At 35.7% G+C, this 14320-nt stretch carries 16 protein-coding genes; 6 read left to right on the top strand and 10 right to left on the bottom strand.

The genetic code is table 11. The annotated features are described in order from the left end of the window. Nucleotides 1-57: 57 nt before the first annotated feature. A complete protein-coding gene (locus AACZ92_RS12945; RefSeq protein WP_339702053.1) occupies nucleotides 58-1233 on the top strand; it encodes a GlmU family protein in 1176 nt (391 codons plus the stop codon). A 3-nt stretch (nucleotides 1234-1236) separates the two neighbouring features. On the opposite strand, the gene AACZ92_RS12940 is transcribed toward AACZ92_RS12945, so the two are convergent. The 4 genes from AACZ92_RS12940 to AACZ92_RS12925 form a co-directional block, all read right to left on the bottom strand. Beyond that, complete coding sequence (locus AACZ92_RS12940) at nucleotides 1237-1548, bottom strand: hypothetical protein (RefSeq protein ID WP_339702051.1); 312 nt, start codon at nucleotides 1546-1548, stop codon at nucleotides 1237-1239. Nucleotides 1549-1566: 18 nt separating this feature from the next. Then, nucleotides 1567-2271, bottom strand: a complete 705-nt coding sequence (locus AACZ92_RS12935; RefSeq protein WP_339702049.1) for a hypothetical protein — start codon at nucleotides 2269-2271, stop codon at nucleotides 1567-1569. Then, the gene (locus AACZ92_RS12930) at nucleotides 2268-3833 is read right to left on the bottom strand and encodes an ABC transporter substrate-binding protein (RefSeq protein ID WP_339702047.1); all 1566 of its coding nucleotides are present in this window, start codon (nucleotides 3831-3833) and stop codon (nucleotides 2268-2270) included. Before AACZ92_RS12930 ends, AACZ92_RS12935 begins: the two co-directional genes overlap by 4 nt. A 67-nt stretch (nucleotides 3834-3900) precedes the next feature. Further along, nucleotides 3901-4263 carry a four helix bundle protein gene (locus tag AACZ92_RS12925; RefSeq protein WP_339702045.1) on the bottom strand — a complete coding sequence of 121 codons (363 nt, stop codon included), beginning with the start codon at nucleotides 4261-4263 and terminating at the stop codon, nucleotides 3901-3903. Between the two features lie 128 nt (nucleotides 4264-4391). On the opposite strand from AACZ92_RS12925, the gene mtaB reads away from it, so the two are divergent. Further along, a complete protein-coding gene (gene mtaB / locus AACZ92_RS12920) occupies nucleotides 4392-5729 on the top strand; it encodes a tRNA (N(6)-L-threonylcarbamoyladenosine(37)-C(2))-methylthiotransferase MtaB (protein ID WP_339702043.1) in 1338 nt (445 codons plus the stop codon). Here mtaB and AACZ92_RS12915 read toward each other — a convergent pair. After that, on the bottom strand, nucleotides 5726-6025 hold the full coding sequence (locus AACZ92_RS12915; protein ID WP_117159812.1) for an N-acetyltransferase: 300 nt from the start codon (nucleotides 6023-6025) through the stop codon (nucleotides 5726-5728). The two genes, mtaB and AACZ92_RS12915, sit on opposite strands and share 4 nt — an antisense overlap. A 19-nt stretch (nucleotides 6026-6044) precedes the next feature. Beyond that, nucleotides 6045-6761 (bottom strand): pirin family protein, encoded by a 717-nt coding sequence (locus AACZ92_RS12910; RefSeq protein WP_339702040.1) that lies wholly within the window; start codon nucleotides 6759-6761, stop codon nucleotides 6045-6047. Between the two features lie 91 nt (nucleotides 6762-6852). On the opposite strand from AACZ92_RS12910, the gene AACZ92_RS12905 reads away from it, so the two are divergent. Both AACZ92_RS12905 and AACZ92_RS12900 read left to right on the top strand, forming a co-directional pair. Then, nucleotides 6853-7515, top strand: coding sequence for an alpha/beta hydrolase (locus tag AACZ92_RS12905; RefSeq protein WP_339702038.1), 663 nt, complete (start codon nucleotides 6853-6855; stop codon nucleotides 7513-7515). A 60-nt stretch (nucleotides 7516-7575) separates the two neighbouring features. After that, complete coding sequence (locus AACZ92_RS12900) at nucleotides 7576-8538, top strand: lytic transglycosylase domain-containing protein (protein WP_339702037.1); 963 nt, start codon at nucleotides 7576-7578, stop codon at nucleotides 8536-8538. 84 nt (nucleotides 8539-8622) lie between these two features. Here the strand turns inward: AACZ92_RS12900 and AACZ92_RS12895 are convergent, their stop codons facing one another. Continuing rightward, a complete protein-coding gene (locus AACZ92_RS12895; RefSeq protein WP_339702035.1) occupies nucleotides 8623-9327 on the bottom strand; it encodes a redoxin domain-containing protein in 705 nt (234 codons plus the stop codon). A 143-nt stretch (nucleotides 9328-9470) separates the two neighbouring features. Then, nucleotides 9471-10034 (bottom strand): DUF2892 domain-containing protein, encoded by a 564-nt coding sequence (locus tag AACZ92_RS12890; protein ID WP_339702033.1) that lies wholly within the window; start codon nucleotides 10032-10034, stop codon nucleotides 9471-9473. 199 nt (nucleotides 10035-10233) lie between these two features. Here AACZ92_RS12890 and rpmH point away from each other — a divergent pair, with 199 nt between their 5' ends. After that, entirely contained in the window at nucleotides 10234-10392 is a 159-nt protein-coding gene (rpmH, locus tag AACZ92_RS12885; RefSeq protein WP_117159817.1) for a 50S ribosomal protein L34, read from the top strand. A gap of 104 nt (nucleotides 10393-10496) precedes the next feature. Continuing rightward, complete coding sequence (carB, locus tag AACZ92_RS12880; protein ID WP_339702031.1) at nucleotides 10497-13349, top strand: carbamoyl-phosphate synthase large subunit; 2853 nt, start codon at nucleotides 10497-10499, stop codon at nucleotides 13347-13349. A 49-nt stretch (nucleotides 13350-13398) separates the two neighbouring features. Here the strand turns inward: carB and AACZ92_RS12875 are convergent, their stop codons facing one another. Continuing rightward, complete coding sequence (locus AACZ92_RS12875; RefSeq protein WP_339702029.1) at nucleotides 13399-13950, bottom strand: acyl-CoA thioesterase; 552 nt, start codon at nucleotides 13948-13950, stop codon at nucleotides 13399-13401. Continuing rightward, nucleotides 13951-14319 carry a 6-phosphogluconate dehydrogenase gene (locus AACZ92_RS12870; RefSeq protein ID WP_339702027.1) on the bottom strand — a complete coding sequence of 123 codons (369 nt, stop codon included), beginning with the start codon at nucleotides 14317-14319 and terminating at the stop codon, nucleotides 13951-13953. Nucleotide 14320: the final 1 nt, after the last annotated feature.

The raw sequence follows: 14320 nt of genomic DNA, 5'->3' as shown, positions 1-14320 counted from the left end.
ACTGAATACTGAATACTGAATACTGAATACTGAATACTGAATACTGAATACTGAACCATGAACTACATACTTTTTGACGGTACCGTACGCAACCAATTGCTTCCATTTACTTTTACACGCCCAGTGGCAGATATACGCATAGGGATATTGACCATTCGTGAAAAATGGGAAAAACTGTTGGGTTTCACCACAACTACGGTAACGGAAGATTATCTATCAGAAAAGTATCCTATGGTTGAAATGGAGCAAAATATTTTAATCAATGCTTCCTTTATTCCTTCGGAAAACTTAGTGAAAATAGTGGAAGGTCTTTCTGAAAACCAAGCTGTTTTTTATAATGATGAGCCTATTGCTTTTTTCACTTCAGAAGGACAGGAAGTAGATTTTGAATCGTATGATATTGTTCAGTATAGTACCGATGATGTATTTCGGATAGAGCATACCTGGGATATTTTTTCGAAAAACCATGAAGCTATTCAACGCGATTTTGATTTAATTACGAAAGGCAGAGAGTCTCAGCCTATTCCAGAAATGACTGTTGCTTTTAATAAAGAACAAATTTTTATTGAGGAAGGAGCTAAACTTCCTTTATGTTCTTTAAATGCTACCGAAGGCCCTATTTATATTGGTAAAGACGCTGAAATTATGGAAGGGTCTGTGATTAGAGGACCGTTTGCCCTATGCGATCACGCTACTGTAAAAATGAATGCAAAAATCTATACGGGCTGTACCATTGGACCACATAGCAAAGTAGGAGGAGAGCTTAATAATTCAGTTATTATGGGGTATTCTAATAAAGGTCACGATGGCTTTTTAGGAAATGCTGTCATTGGAGAATGGTGTAATCTAGGTGCTGACACAAACAATAGCAATTTAAAAAATAATTATGCTGAAGTCCGTTTATGGGATTACGAAGCTGAAGGTTTTGCTAAAACGGGTCTGCAATTTTGTGGTTTAATGATGGGGGATCACAGTAAATGTGGTATTAATACGATGTTCAATACGGGAACAGTAGTTGGCGTGAGTGCCAATATCTTCGGAAGCGGTTTTCCACGTAATTTTGTTCCAAGTTTTAGTTGGGGTGGAAGCGGCGGTATGACTACCTATAAAACCAATAAAGCGTTTGAGGTGGCCAAAGTAGTGATGGCAAGAAGAAAGGTTGAGTTTTCTGAAGCAGATGCCAAAATTTTAGAACATGTTTTTGAAGAAACTGCTAAGTGGCGACGTAGCTAAAATTTAATTTACTTTAAATTTAATAGGCTTAGCAGGGGCAATTTCAAAAAAGAACAAAAAATAAATTATAACGGCAAGAATAAACAGCATGACAGTGCTAAAAACCAATAATAGTCTGCGTCTGTTTTGTCTGTTGTTTGCTTTTAATTTTTCTTGAAAAGAGATAAATTCTTCGGGGCTCATTTTTTTATGGTCCTTCAATTTGCTATAAATAGATGTATGTTTATCTACCTCTTTGTCAAATTTTGTGATACGGTTCCGCTTATTATTTTTAAGCGATTGTATCATATCCATTACAAAACCGGCACCAAACATAATTTGTTTTTTTGTTTTTCAAGCCAAAGGTGGCCATAAGTTATTTTCTTTTAGGTTTTCTGGGTTAAAAACTACCCAGATATGCTCACCTGATGGTCTTTTAAGGTTAGCACGGTCCCAAACCCTAACGGTATCTTGGTATGTTCTTGAGGGAGTGCTAAATTTATACTCGATTTTCAAGGGATGTTTTTTGTTTATGCTTTGGGAAGTGTCCATATATACTTTTTGTATGACGCCCCTAGTAGGTATCCCGAGTTGAAGTGCATTTAATTTTTGATTGGACTTTTTATTACTTCTTTTGACCAGAAAAAATCCAATTATAGGAAACATAAGCGTGAACAAGATATATGAAAAGTTAATAGTTCCATTAAAAATTCCAAACATGGAAAGTATGAAAGATGGAATTCCAATAACCAAAAAAATAATCCCTATCATCATTGATGCATTTCCTGTATATTTTACTTTTATTTTATATGCTGTATTGAGATGTCTAGGTTGTCTAGGGGGTTCGGGCTGTCTTGAGCTACCTGGAATACTTGGTAATTGACCTCCACAATTATCACAGTGGCTCACTCGGTCCCGTCTATTTGAAGACTTACACCAGCCGCATTGCAAAACCCAAGGTTCTAAAATAGATACAGGGCCTCCACAACTAACACATGCTGTGGTATCGTTACTGTTTTCGGTTAGGCACCATTCGCATTGTGTAACTCCTTGCTTCATTGTTTCTTTTTAACGTGCTTCAGAATTAAAAAATTCTGCGGATTGATGCCCAAGCCAGATACTTTTTTACTAACAAAGCGGATGGCTACATCATAGAACAGAGGGACTACAGGTGCTTCGGTAACGACGATGGAGTCCATTTTTCTGTAAAACTGTTTCCTTTTTTCAATATTTGAGATGGTTAATGATTTTTCATACAGACTATCAAAAGCAACGTTTTTAAAGTGTGTATAATTGGGACCATTGGGAGTGAAATTTTCACTATAAAATAACGAAAGGTAGTTTTCGGCATCAGGATAATCGGCAATCCAACTAGCTCTAAAAATATCCAATTCGCCACTACTTTTCATTTGACGCAAGGTAGAAGGAGGCATCACATCGATCTCTACTGCGATTCCTATTTTTTCAAGTTCCCGTTGTATGTATTCGCAAATATCCAAATATTGACTATTGGTGCCAATAGTTATTTCGGGTTGGGTGTCACCAGTGTTAGTTTTGTATTGTTCTATAAGCTCTCGCGCTTTTTCAGGATTGTAGCCATAACCTTCAATTGAGGCAAAACCGGGAAGTCCTTTAGGGATAAACCCATGCGTAGCAGGTGTCCCCATTCCATTTCGAAGGTACGTTACCATTTTTTGACGATCAAAGCCGTAATTTACTGCTTGGCGCAATATTTTTGAGTTAATTTCAGGAGTTTCAGTTTCCATAAAAAAACCTAAATATTCTGTGTTTAGGTAAGGAGTTGTAATTAGATTTACTTCATCTTTATACTTCTCTTGAAGCTTTCCTTGAGTAGTTATTATTTCGTCTTTATACGAATTATCCAATCCTGAAATAAAATCTAGCTTTCCTTGAGCAAATTCTAAAAATTCACTTTGTTTATCAGGCAAGAACGTTACGGCTACAGCTTCCAAATAGGGGAGCTGATTTCCTTGTTCGTCTTTTTCAAAATACAATGGATTTTTTCGAAGCACCAATTTTACATTTTCTTCCCATATTTTAAACTGAAATGGGCCAGTACCTACAGGGTGACTTCTAAATTCATTGCCATATAAATTAATGGCTTCCTCTGGAACTACCGAGCAGTACCGCATTGATAATAATCCTAAAAAAGCTGGAAACGGCTGTTTTAATTGAATAACTAATGTGGTGTCATTTTTAGCTTTATAGTTTTCAACTGTACTCATCACCCAACTTCCGGGAGAAGCAACATCTTCATCGGTTAAACGATCAAAACTGAATACAAAATCGTCTGCGGTAACCGTTCGTGTCGAGTCGCTACCAAAACACTTGTTTTTATGAAAATAGACATCGTCACGTAAGTGAAACGTATAGGTGTTTGTACTGTCATTCACTTCCCAGTGTTTCGCAATATCGGGTTTAATATTTAACGAATTATCCAACTGAATCAACCCATTGAATAATTGATTAGTAGGCCAAATATTTTGAGGGTTTCTAGCAAAAGCAGGATCTAACGAACTAATGTTGCTGTGTTCGTTGTAGCGGAAAACTAAGTGGTCACGGTCATTTTGTGTGGTTTCTGAACAAGAGCATAAAAACACTAAACAGAGAATGTTTACTACTATGATTTTGCGAAAAGGGGGGAAGTTGGAAGTAGGAAGCACGAAGTTATTTGTTTGAATTAATTGAATTTCTAAAAGCAATCATCATGTTCATTAAGTTAAAGCAATCGTTATAGTTGGTTTTAAATTCGGTTTCTGAAATGTAATTTCTATACTTTGCTTTATAAAGGCACGTAACCACTTCAGCCAAAGATCTAATTGAATAACCCAAAAACCTTTTATATTCAGGACCCGATTGAAGAATGGAACCTTCTGATATATTCAAGGCAATTGAATCCGCTGCTCTTCGTATTTGAGAAGAAAGGTTGTATAGTTCTTTTTTAGGAAAAGAATCGGTCATTTTATTAACATTTTCGCCCAATTCCATTGCTTTTTGCCAAATTTGCAATTTTTCGAATTTAAAACTCATTTTAGATTATGATTATTAAAAATTAGATTTTTGAATTCGAAAACGCATAGTCCTTACTTCCCGCTTCAAGCTTCCCACTTCCATCAAAAATAATTATCTTTGCGCCCACGTTTGCCAAAAATACAAGAATGAACGCTACAAAAAAAGTCGCATTTTATACCTTAGGTTGTAAGCTTAATTTTAGTGAAACCTCTACCATAGCTAGAAACTTTAAAGACGAAGGATTTAGTCGGGTAGATTTTTCTGAAAAAGCTGATATCTATGTCATTAATACGTGCAGTGTGACCGAAAATGCAGATAAGCGTTTTAAAACCATTGTGAAAAAAGCACAGAATGTAAACCCTGATGCTTTTGTGGCCGCCGTAGGTTGTTATGCACAGTTGAAACCCGAGGAATTAGCCGATGTTCATGGTGTTGATTTGGTATTAGGTGCTACGGAAAAATTCAAGATTACAGACTACATAAATGATCTTTCCAAAAACGATTTTGGAGAAGTGCATTCTTGTGAAATAGATGAAGCAGATTTCTATGTTGGTTCTTATTCTATTGGCGATCGTACCCGTGCGTTTTTAAAAGTTCAAGATGGCTGCGATTATAAATGTACCTATTGCACTATTCCGTTAGCAAGAGGAATTTCTAGAAGTGATACCTTGGGGAATGTGCTAAAAAATGCTGCTGAAATTTCAGAAAAAGGAATTAAGGAAATTGTATTGACTGGTGTAAACATTGGCGACTACGGAAAGGGGGAGTTTGGCAATAAAAAACACGAACATACTTTTTTTGAATTATGCGAAGCCTTGGATGAAGTTTCCGGGATTGAACGCTTGCGTATTTCTTCGATAGAACCCAATCTATTGAAAAATGAAACCATAGATTTTGTTGCAGATTCAAACACTTTTGTACCCCATTTTCACATACCGTTGCAAAGTGGAAGCAATGATTTGTTGAAACTAATGCGCCGCCGATATATGAGCGAACTATATGTAGATAGGGTAAAACGCATTAAAAAAGTGATGCCGCATGCGTGTATAGGAGTAGATGTAATTGTAGGTTTTCCTGGTGAAACAGAAGAGCGTTTTTTAGAAACCTATCAATTTTTAAATGAGTTGGATATTTCTTATTTACACGTTTTTACCTATTCAGAACGAGACAATACCCCAGCCGCCGAAATGGATGGTGTTGTGCCTATGAAAATACGTAAAAAACGAAGTAAAATGTTACGTGGTCTTTCAGCTAAAAAAAGAAGAGCTTTTTATGAAAGTCAATTAGATAGCACACGAACGGTTCTATTTGAGGGCGAAAATAAAAAAGGGTACATACACGGGTTCACCGAAAATTATGTAAAAGTAAAAGCTCCTTGGAATCCAGAGTTAGTTAATACATTGCACACCATTCAACTTACCGAAATTGCCGAAGATGGATTGATGCGTTTTGAGTTTGTAAATGAAAAAGCAATAGCAAGCTAGATACTGATTCCTACAGGTAATAAATCTCTATACTTTCTTCTGTTTTTACGCATAAATCCTGCTATTTCAGGACTAGTAGGTACTAAGCTTATGCCGCGATCCTTTACTTCATCAAAAACAGCCTTAATAAAAATATCACGAAAACCTTGGTCTTCTAAGTCTTCGGGCATATCATATTTAGTTAGGAAAATTTTACGGTCTTGAAGTGCATATTCTATTCGGGCCATATTATCTCCAATTTCCAATTCGAATTGTCTTAAAAATTCGTTGTCGGTAATCTCTACATCTTCAATCATGGGAGTTATATTTTTAAATTTAGTTCATTGGTGTTTCAATAAGTAAAACGCGACTGTTTCCATTCGCAGTTATACTAATCCTGTCTGTATCCCATATTCCTATGGCATCACGTTTGTTAAGTGTTTCATTGTCAACAAGAATGGTGCCGTTTATTACAAAAACGTACACACAGTGGGATTTGTTATATAATGAATAGGAAGTTTCAGTTTTTTCTGAAAATGTACCAATACTAAAATAGGCTTGTTGGTGTATCCATAGCTCGTTTTCTTGAGCTTCGGATTTAGGTTTAACTATGGTGCTGAATGAATTATCTTTTAATAAAGGAGCGATTTGTTTTTGATCGTACCGAGGTGAAACTTCTTCTTTATCTGGTATAACCCATATTTGAAACAATGTAACAGGGTCAGTACTACTAGCGTTTATTTCGCTATGCTCAACACCGCTACCCGCGCTCATTACTTGAATATCGCCAGACTTTACAATACCGCTATTTCCCATCGAATCATGATGCTTTAAAGCACCTGATTTCGGGATGGTTACAATTTCCATATTCTTGTGGGGATGTTTACCAAAACCCATAGCTGGATCAACTTGGTCATCGTTTAAAACACGAAGTTTACCAAATTGAAGGCGGTCTGGATTATAATAGTTGGCAAAACTGAAAGAATACTTGGCTTGTAGCCAACCAAAATTTGCTGTTCCACGACTTGTAGCAGGATGTAAAATCTTTTTCATACGCTCCAATAGCTATAAGATAATAGTATCTTTGCCTAACAAAGTTACAAAAAATAGCTTGTTGAAACGCATATAATTTCGATAATCCTATATGAATCCTGAAATTACACACGTTTATTTTGTTCCGGGAATGGCAGCTGGAAAAGAAATTTTTAAGAATATTCGTCTTCCCAACAACCGTTTTAAAACCCGTATTCTTGAATGGTTAATACCGGAAAAAAACGAACCTATTGAATTGTATGCCAAACGGATGGCTGAACGAGTAGAAGAGCCTAATTCGGTTTTAGTAGGTGTGTCTTTTGGTGGGGTGGTTGTGCAAGAAATGGCACAATATCTCACGTTGAAGAACTTGATTATTATTTCTAGTGTAAAATCTAAAAAAGAGTTGCCTACCCGTATGAAATTTGCCCGTAAAACGGGTGTTTATAAGCTTATTCCTACTCGATTAGTATTAAGTGCTGATAATCTTACTAGGTTTTCGGTAGGGCCTCGATCTAAAAAAAGACTCCAATTGTACCAAGAGTTTCTTCATGTTCGCAATAAACAGTATTTAGATTGGGCTATCAAGAATATGATAAAATGGCAAAGAGAAGAGCCAATGGAACAAGTAGTTCACATTCACGGAGATAGCGACGTGGTTTTTCCTATTAAAAATATACAAGATTGTATTAAATTAGAAGGTGGTACGCATATTATGCTTTTAAATAAAGGAACGAAAGTTTCAGAAAAATTAATTGAAATAATTTCTAACTAAAGCCACGTTAATTTCTTTAAAAGAGGTATATTATTGAGTATATTTCAAAAAAAATAAGTTATGAATTTTTTATCTAAAATAGGGTTGGGTGCCATTTTGTTTGTAATTAGTGGCTTGTCAATCCATGCAGTACAAGACCATTCGACCGATAAGGCGGAACAAAACCCGCCCGTTAATGAAAAAATGGAAGAAAGTTTAGTAAACGATTATAATGTTTATGCGCTTCCAATTCCCGAAGCTATGGATTTTGCTGGAGAACCCGTGCCTTTAAATGAGCCAGATATACGAGAACGTTTTGATCGTGAGTTATTGGTAAATACTTATTGGCAATCCAACGGACTGTTGATTATTAAACGAGCGAATAAATATTTTCCTATTATTGAGCCGTTGCTTAAAAAGTATGGTTTACCAGACGATTTTAAATATTTAGCTGTTGCCGAAAGTGGTCTTATGAATAATAGTTCTCCTGCCGGAGCTGCAGGTTTTTGGCATTTTTTAAGTAGTACAGGACGTGAATACGGATTGGAAATTAATGATTATGTAGATGAGCGTTACAACCTAGAGTTGGCCACTAAAGTGGCTGCAGAGTATCTTAAAAAGTCTAAAGAACGCTTTGGGAGTTGGACGTTAGCCGCCGCGGCGTATAACGCAGGAAATTATGGTGTGAGCAAACAAATAGACCGTCAAAAATCGGAGAATGATTATTACGATGTGCTTTTAAATGATGAAACTAGTCGTTACGTGTTTAGAATTTTAGCCTTTAAAACAATACTTTCAAACCCGAAGAAATACGGATTTAACTACAGAGAACATGATTTATATCAAACAATACCAACTACTAAAGTAAAGGTGGATACGGCTGTTACTAGTTTTCCAGATTTTGCCCATAAGTACGGTATTAGTTATAAAGTGTTGAAAATCCATAACCCTTGGTTACGCGAAACGTACCTTAAAAACGCTTCAGGTAAAGAATACTTTATAGAAATTCCTAAAGAAGGATATTATAATAAATCGACAAAATAGGAGTAGCAGTAGCTATTTTATTAAAAGACAAAGACCGGTACTTCTTAAAGCATCGGTCTTTTTAACTTTGGTTAGTTATTCCTATTACGGATTGTCTTTTGCTACAATATCACTTTGATTGTTGAAATCAAAACTTTTAATGAGCGAAATACCATTATGAAATGAATCATAATTCATTTCATAAGAAACGTTATATACTTCATTATAAGGATGTAAAACACCCCTTCTTACATCAATTATGGTTTTGTTAGAATCTATAAAAAACGAAGTAGGGAAGCCTAGACTATGTTTCATTGTTTGCACAATGTGGTTGTGTGTGTTTTCGGTTTCATCAACATACACCACGGTTATTTTGTTACTGTAATCCCGCGCTTTCCTTTTTACTTTCCTTTTTGAATCCCAAAATAGCACAACAAAATCTATCTCTTTGTAGTTTTCATCTACAATTTTATTTAATGCAGGAATTTCACCCACTCCAGGGGTGCACCAAGAAGCATAGGTTATTAAAAAAACGGGTTTTTCAAAATCGTAAAAATTAATTTTTTTTCCTGAAGTTTTTCGGATATCAAAGTTGTCAAGGCGACTTCCGTTAACTACATTATTTATAAGGGAGTCGAACAAGAAATCTGCTCGCTCATAATTTTGATCCATATAAGCCTGCTTCGATTGGCTTTTATATTTTTTTATATTTTTTCCAATCGCTTGAGAGAATAGGTTTTCATGCTCAACTTCTTGAGAGAGCCCTGTAAATGAAACCAATAAGAATAGAAGAAGTAGTTTTCTACCCATAAGCGTTTTATAATAATTAACGCATCAAAGGTATAAAGGAGGTAAGAAAAAACAGCAATTTTTCGATTAAGGCAACAACAAAGTCGTTAAAAAGCAATTTTGTGTAAGAATCTACGTGTATACACGTATATGGTTGTAAGAGTTTAGCGTCTACCACCGCGACGTCCGCCACCATAATGTTGCTTAGGTTGCCCTGCTTTTTTCATTTGCTGTTTCATCATTTTTAACTGGTCATCAAGCATATTGTGTTTATCAAGAGCTTTAGCTTCTTTCATTAAGGTTTGAGCTTCTCGTTTGCGGTTTTTTGTCATGGCAATTCCAGCAAGGTTTAGTTTTGCCATTGCCATATCGGCACTCATGTTCAACCCTAAATCGACAGCTTTTTTAAAGTGCTTTTCGGCCTCATTCATATTGGTTTGTGAAACCATTAAGCCATTAAGATAATAGTAATACCCTTGTTGTTTTTGTACCAAAGAAGCTTCGGGGTTTTTAATTCGGTCTAACCATTTTTTAGCACCTGGAAAATCTTGCTTTCTTAACCGTAGAAAAGCAAGTAATATAATTTCGTTTTTAAAGTATAGAAAGATAAATATTAAGGAAAGGAATATAAACATAATTCCGTTTCCGATATTATTTTCAAAAAACTGCCAAACTCCCGCCGCAATAACGAGTGCAGCTAATACTAATTTTATATTTTTGTTAAACATGTAAAGTCTATTTTTATAGGGTTGGCAAAGGTACTAAAAACAAATAAATATTTTTTTAAAATTCCATTTGGAAAGCTAAAAAATGATTGTATATTTGCACCCGCCTACGGAAAGCGAAAAGTGCTTTATTAGGTAGACCTTATTTTTAAGAAAGGTCTTATAAAATATTTTTTCAGAAGAAGTTATAACATTAGATACAATGAAAAGAACATTTCAGCCATCAAAGAGAAAAAGAAAAAATAAACACGGTTTTAGAGAGCGTATGGCTTCAGTAAACGGAAGAAAAGTGTTAGCTGCCCGCAGAGCGAAAGGCAGAAAAAAACTATCTGTGTCTTCTGAAACACGTCACAAGAAATAATGTTTATATCTTATAAATAATAAAGGTGTTGTTTTTATACAACGCCTTTTTTTATACCCTAATGCTTCGTAATTTTACATTCCAGATAAAAACTTCCTTTAAAAATGCCTAAAAACGAAAATTTAAAATCTATCTTGATTATCGGTTCTGGTCCTATAGTTATAGGCCAAGCATGTGAATTTGACTACGCAGGTTCACAATCATTACGATCACTTCGTGAAGATGGAATCGAAACCATACTTATAAACAGCAACCCAGCAACGATTATGACAGATCCCTCGATGGCAGATCATGTCTACTTGTTGCCGCTTACTACAAAGTCGCTGATTAAAATATTAAAAGAACATCCTCAAATTGATGCTGTCTTACCTACTATGGGAGGTCAAACCGCACTAAACCTTTGTATTGAAGCTGATGAAAAAGGCATTTGGGAAGACTTTAATGTAAAAATGATTGGGGTAGATATCGATGCGATTAATATTACTGAAGATCGCGAAGAATTTAAACAATTAATGGGACGTATTGGTGTCCCTGTAGCTCCAGCAAAAACAGCTAAATCTGTTTTACAAGGAAAAGAAATTGCTCAAGAATTTGGTTTACCATTGCTTATTCGTGCTTCTTTTACCCTAGGTGGCGCGGGAGCAGCTTTTGTTGAAACAGAAGATGAATTTGAAGAAGCTTTATCCCACGGTTTAGAAGTTTCACCTATTCACGAAGTCCTTATCGATAAGGCTTTACAGGGCTGGAAAGAATATGAATTAGAGCTATTACGTGATAAAAATAATAACGTTGTTATTATTTGCTCCGTTGAAAATATGGACCCAATGGGAATCCATACAGGAGATTCTATCACCGTAGCACCAGCTATGACCTTGAGTGATACCGCTTATCAACGTATGCGCGACCTTGCCATAAAAATGATGCGAAATATAGGGGATTTTGCTGGTGGTTGTAATGTGCAATTTGCGATAAGTCCTGATGAGAAAGAAGATATTATTGCTATTGAAATTAATCCACGAGTTTCTCGTTCTTCAGCATTGGCATCAAAAGCAACCGGATATCCTATTGCAAAAATTGCAACGAAGCTTGCTTTAGGTTACACCTTAGATGAATTGGATAATCAAATTACCAAAACCACTTCCGCTTTATTTGAGCCTTCCTTAGATTATGTAATCGTAAAAATTCCACGTTGGAACTTTGATAAATTTGAAGGATCTAACCGCATTCTCGGTCCTCAAATGAAATCGGTAGGAGAGGTAATGGGTATTGGTCGTTCTTTTCAAGAAGCGCTTCATAAAGCCACACAATCGCTTGAAATTAAAAGAAACGGTCTAGGTGCCGACGGAAAAAGCTATACCGATTACGACCAAATAATGGACAAGCTTAAGCATGCTAGTTGGGATCGGGTATTTGTAATTTACGATGCGATTCAATTAGGAATTCCATTAAGTCGTATTCACGATATTACAAAAATTGATATGTGGTATTTAAAGCAATACGAAGAATTGTATTTGCTTGAAAAAGAAATTTCAGAGTACACATTAGAAACGCTTCCTAAAGAATTGTTACTCGAAGCCAAACAAAAAGGCTACGGGGATCGTCAAATCGCTCATATGCTTAAATGTTTGGAAAGCGAAGTATATAAAAAGCGTGAAGAGCTTAAAGTTCAACGTGTATATAAGTTAGTAGATACGTGTGCTGCCGAATTTGAAGCAAAAACACCTTATTATTACTCAACATTTGAGAATGAAGTAGAAACTGCAGATGGTAAACGCCACGTTGAGAATGACAGTAAAGTTTCAGATAAAAAGAAAATCATCGTTTTAGGTTCTGGTCCTAACCGTATTGGGCAAGGAATAGAATTTGATTACTGCTGTGTGCACGGGGTATTGGCCGCTGCCGAATGTGGTTACGAAACCATTATGATTAACTGTAACCCTGAAACGGTATCTACCGATTTTGATATTGCAGACAAACTGTATTTCGAGCCTGTTTTCTGGGAACATATCTACGATATTATTCGTCACGAAAAGCCAGAAGGAGTGATTGTTCAGTTAGGCGGTCAAACCGCTTTAAAATTAGCTGAAAAACTAGAACGCTACGGAATTAAGATTATGGGAACTAGCTTCGAAGCCTTAGATTTGGCTGAAGACAGAGGAAGTTTCTCTACAATACTGAAAGATAACGACATTCCTTATCCAGAATTCGGAACTGCCGAAACTACGCAAGAAGCACTGGAGCTAGCGGACCAATTAGACTTTCCGTTGTTAATTCGTCCTTCCTACGTACTAGGAGGTCAGGGAATGAAGATTGTAATTAACAAAGAAGAACTAGAAGAACACGTTGTTGATTTACTTCGGAAAATACCAAATAACAAACTTTTATTAGACCATTATTTAGATGGCGCTATTGAAGCAGAAGCCGATGCCATTTGTGACGGTGAAAACGTATATATTTTAGGTATTATGGAGCATATTGAACCTTGTGGAATACACAGTGGTGACTCCAATGCGTTGTTACCTCCTTTCAACTTAGGTGATTTGGTAATACAGCAAATAAAAGATCATACAAAGAAAATTGCATTAGCTCTTAATACAGTTGGATTAATTAACATTCAATTCGCAATAAAAGATGATAAAGTATTTATAATCGAAGCGAATCCTAGAGCGTCTCGTACCGTTCCTTTCATAGCAAAAGCGTATAAAGAACCGTATGTAAACTATGCAACTAAAGTAATGTTGGGTGAAAAGAAACTTTCAGATTTCGATTTTAACCCACAACTTGATGGTTATGCTATTAAACAACCAGTGTTTAGTTTTAATAAATTCCCGAATGTGAATAAACAACTAGGGCCAGAGATGAAAAGTACTGGAGAAAGTATCTTGTTTATTGATAGCTTAAAAGACGACGAATTCTACGAATTATATTCTAGAAGAAAAATGTATTTGACTAGATAAATAAATACTGAATATATTTTAAAAAGCAGGGCATTTAATGTCCTGTTTTTTAGTTTTTATAGGATACGATAACATTATGGTTCTTTAACTCATCTGTATGTTTTTCTACTTCAAATTTTGAAGAGTGAAAATCTTGAGATTTTTGCCGTTTAATTTCCAATCTGTGCGCACTTTTTAAAAAACGTCTAATTTCCAGTTTTGAGTCCAAAATTAAACCAGGAACCTCTACATTGTTGCCATCGTCATCCTTGGCAACCATCGTGAAATAAGAAGAGTTACAATGTTTTTTAACCCCCGTATGGATGTTTTCGGCCTCCACACGAATGCCAATTATCATAGATGTTTTACCTATGTAATTAACCGAAGCTTTCATCGTTACCAATTCACCTACTTCAATGGGTTTTAAAAAGTTGACCGTATCAACCGAAGCCGTAACGCAATAGTTTTTACTGTGTTTAGAAGCACAAGCAAAGGCAATTTGATCCATAAGTGATAAAATGTAGCCACCGTGGATTTTTCCGCTGAAATTCGTGTGTGAGGGCAGCATCAGTTCAGAGATGGTTACTTGCGATTCTTCTACGTTTTTATGAATTGTGGTCATTTAATTTCTATTAAAATGTGGTGAGTTTTCTTGAGTTACATCTGTTACAAAATACTTGGTATCCCCCCAAAAGTAAAACGTATCATAGCGTTCCACGTAACTTAGTTTTACGTAACTACCTTGATATTCTTTCAATTTCTCTATTACATCTGCTTCTTTGTCCATCACCGAAAATGAAAATATTTGAGCTCCACTGATGCCTTGACTTATTTCGCCTTCCCAAGTTTTTACCATAACTCCTCTGTGGCTGAATTTTATAAGCTCACCGGCTCGGGTGCCCTCACTAAAAGTCACAAAATAGACAAAAGCAAAGTAAGCTAAATACAGTGCTAATAGGCTTCCTAAAATGATAAATAGTATTTTTTTCATA

Origin of the sequence: uncultured Marixanthomonas sp., assembly GCF_963974425.1 — a bacterium.
In the GTDB taxonomy this organism is placed as follows: domain Bacteria; phylum Bacteroidota; class Bacteroidia; order Flavobacteriales; family Flavobacteriaceae; genus Marixanthomonas.
This window is presented reverse-complemented; position numbering and strand designations above follow the sequence as displayed.

Bases quoted from the DNA above. Each gene is read 5' to 3' on its own strand.
- AACZ92_RS12875 (WP_339702029.1), bottom strand. From the start codon at position 13,950: ATGACCACAATTCATAAAAACGTAGAAGAATCGCAAGTAACCATCTCT.
- AACZ92_RS12940 (WP_339702051.1), bottom strand. From the start codon at position 1,548: ATGTTTGGTGCCGGTTTTGTAATGGATATGATACAATCGCTTAAAAAT.
- AACZ92_RS12945 (WP_339702053.1), top strand. From the start codon at position 58: ATGAACTACATACTTTTTGACGGTACCGTACGCAACCAATTGCTTCCA.
- AACZ92_RS12900 (WP_339702037.1), top strand. From the start codon at position 7,576: ATGAATTTTTTATCTAAAATAGGGTTGGGTGCCATTTTGTTTGTAATT.
- mtaB (WP_339702043.1), top strand. From the start codon at position 4,392: ATGAACGCTACAAAAAAAGTCGCATTTTATACCTTAGGTTGTAAGCTT.
- AACZ92_RS12935 (WP_339702049.1), bottom strand. From the start codon at position 2,271: ATGAAGCAAGGAGTTACACAATGCGAATGGTGCCTAACCGAAAACAGT.
- AACZ92_RS12925 (WP_339702045.1), bottom strand. From the start codon at position 4,263: ATGAGTTTTAAATTCGAAAAATTGCAAATTTGGCAAAAAGCAATGGAA.
- AACZ92_RS12890 (WP_339702033.1), bottom strand. From the start codon at position 10,034: ATGTTTAACAAAAATATAAAATTAGTATTAGCTGCACTCGTTATTGCG.
- AACZ92_RS12905 (WP_339702038.1), top strand. From the start codon at position 6,853: ATGAATCCTGAAATTACACACGTTTATTTTGTTCCGGGAATGGCAGCT.
- carB (WP_339702031.1), top strand. From the start codon at position 10,497: ATGCCTAAAAACGAAAATTTAAAATCTATCTTGATTATCGGTTCTGGT.
- AACZ92_RS12895 (WP_339702035.1), bottom strand. From the start codon at position 9,327: ATGGGTAGAAAACTACTTCTTCTATTCTTATTGGTTTCATTTACAGGG.
- AACZ92_RS12870 (WP_339702027.1), bottom strand. From the start codon at position 14,319: ATGAAAAAAATACTATTTATCATTTTAGGAAGCCTATTAGCACTGTAT.
- AACZ92_RS12915 (WP_117159812.1), bottom strand. From the start codon at position 6,025: ATGATTGAAGATGTAGAGATTACCGACAACGAATTTTTAAGACAATTC.
- rpmH (WP_117159817.1), top strand. From the start codon at position 10,234: ATGAAAAGAACATTTCAGCCATCAAAGAGAAAAAGAAAAAATAAACAC.
- AACZ92_RS12910 (WP_339702040.1), bottom strand. From the start codon at position 6,761: ATGAAAAAGATTTTACATCCTGCTACAAGTCGTGGAACAGCAAATTTT.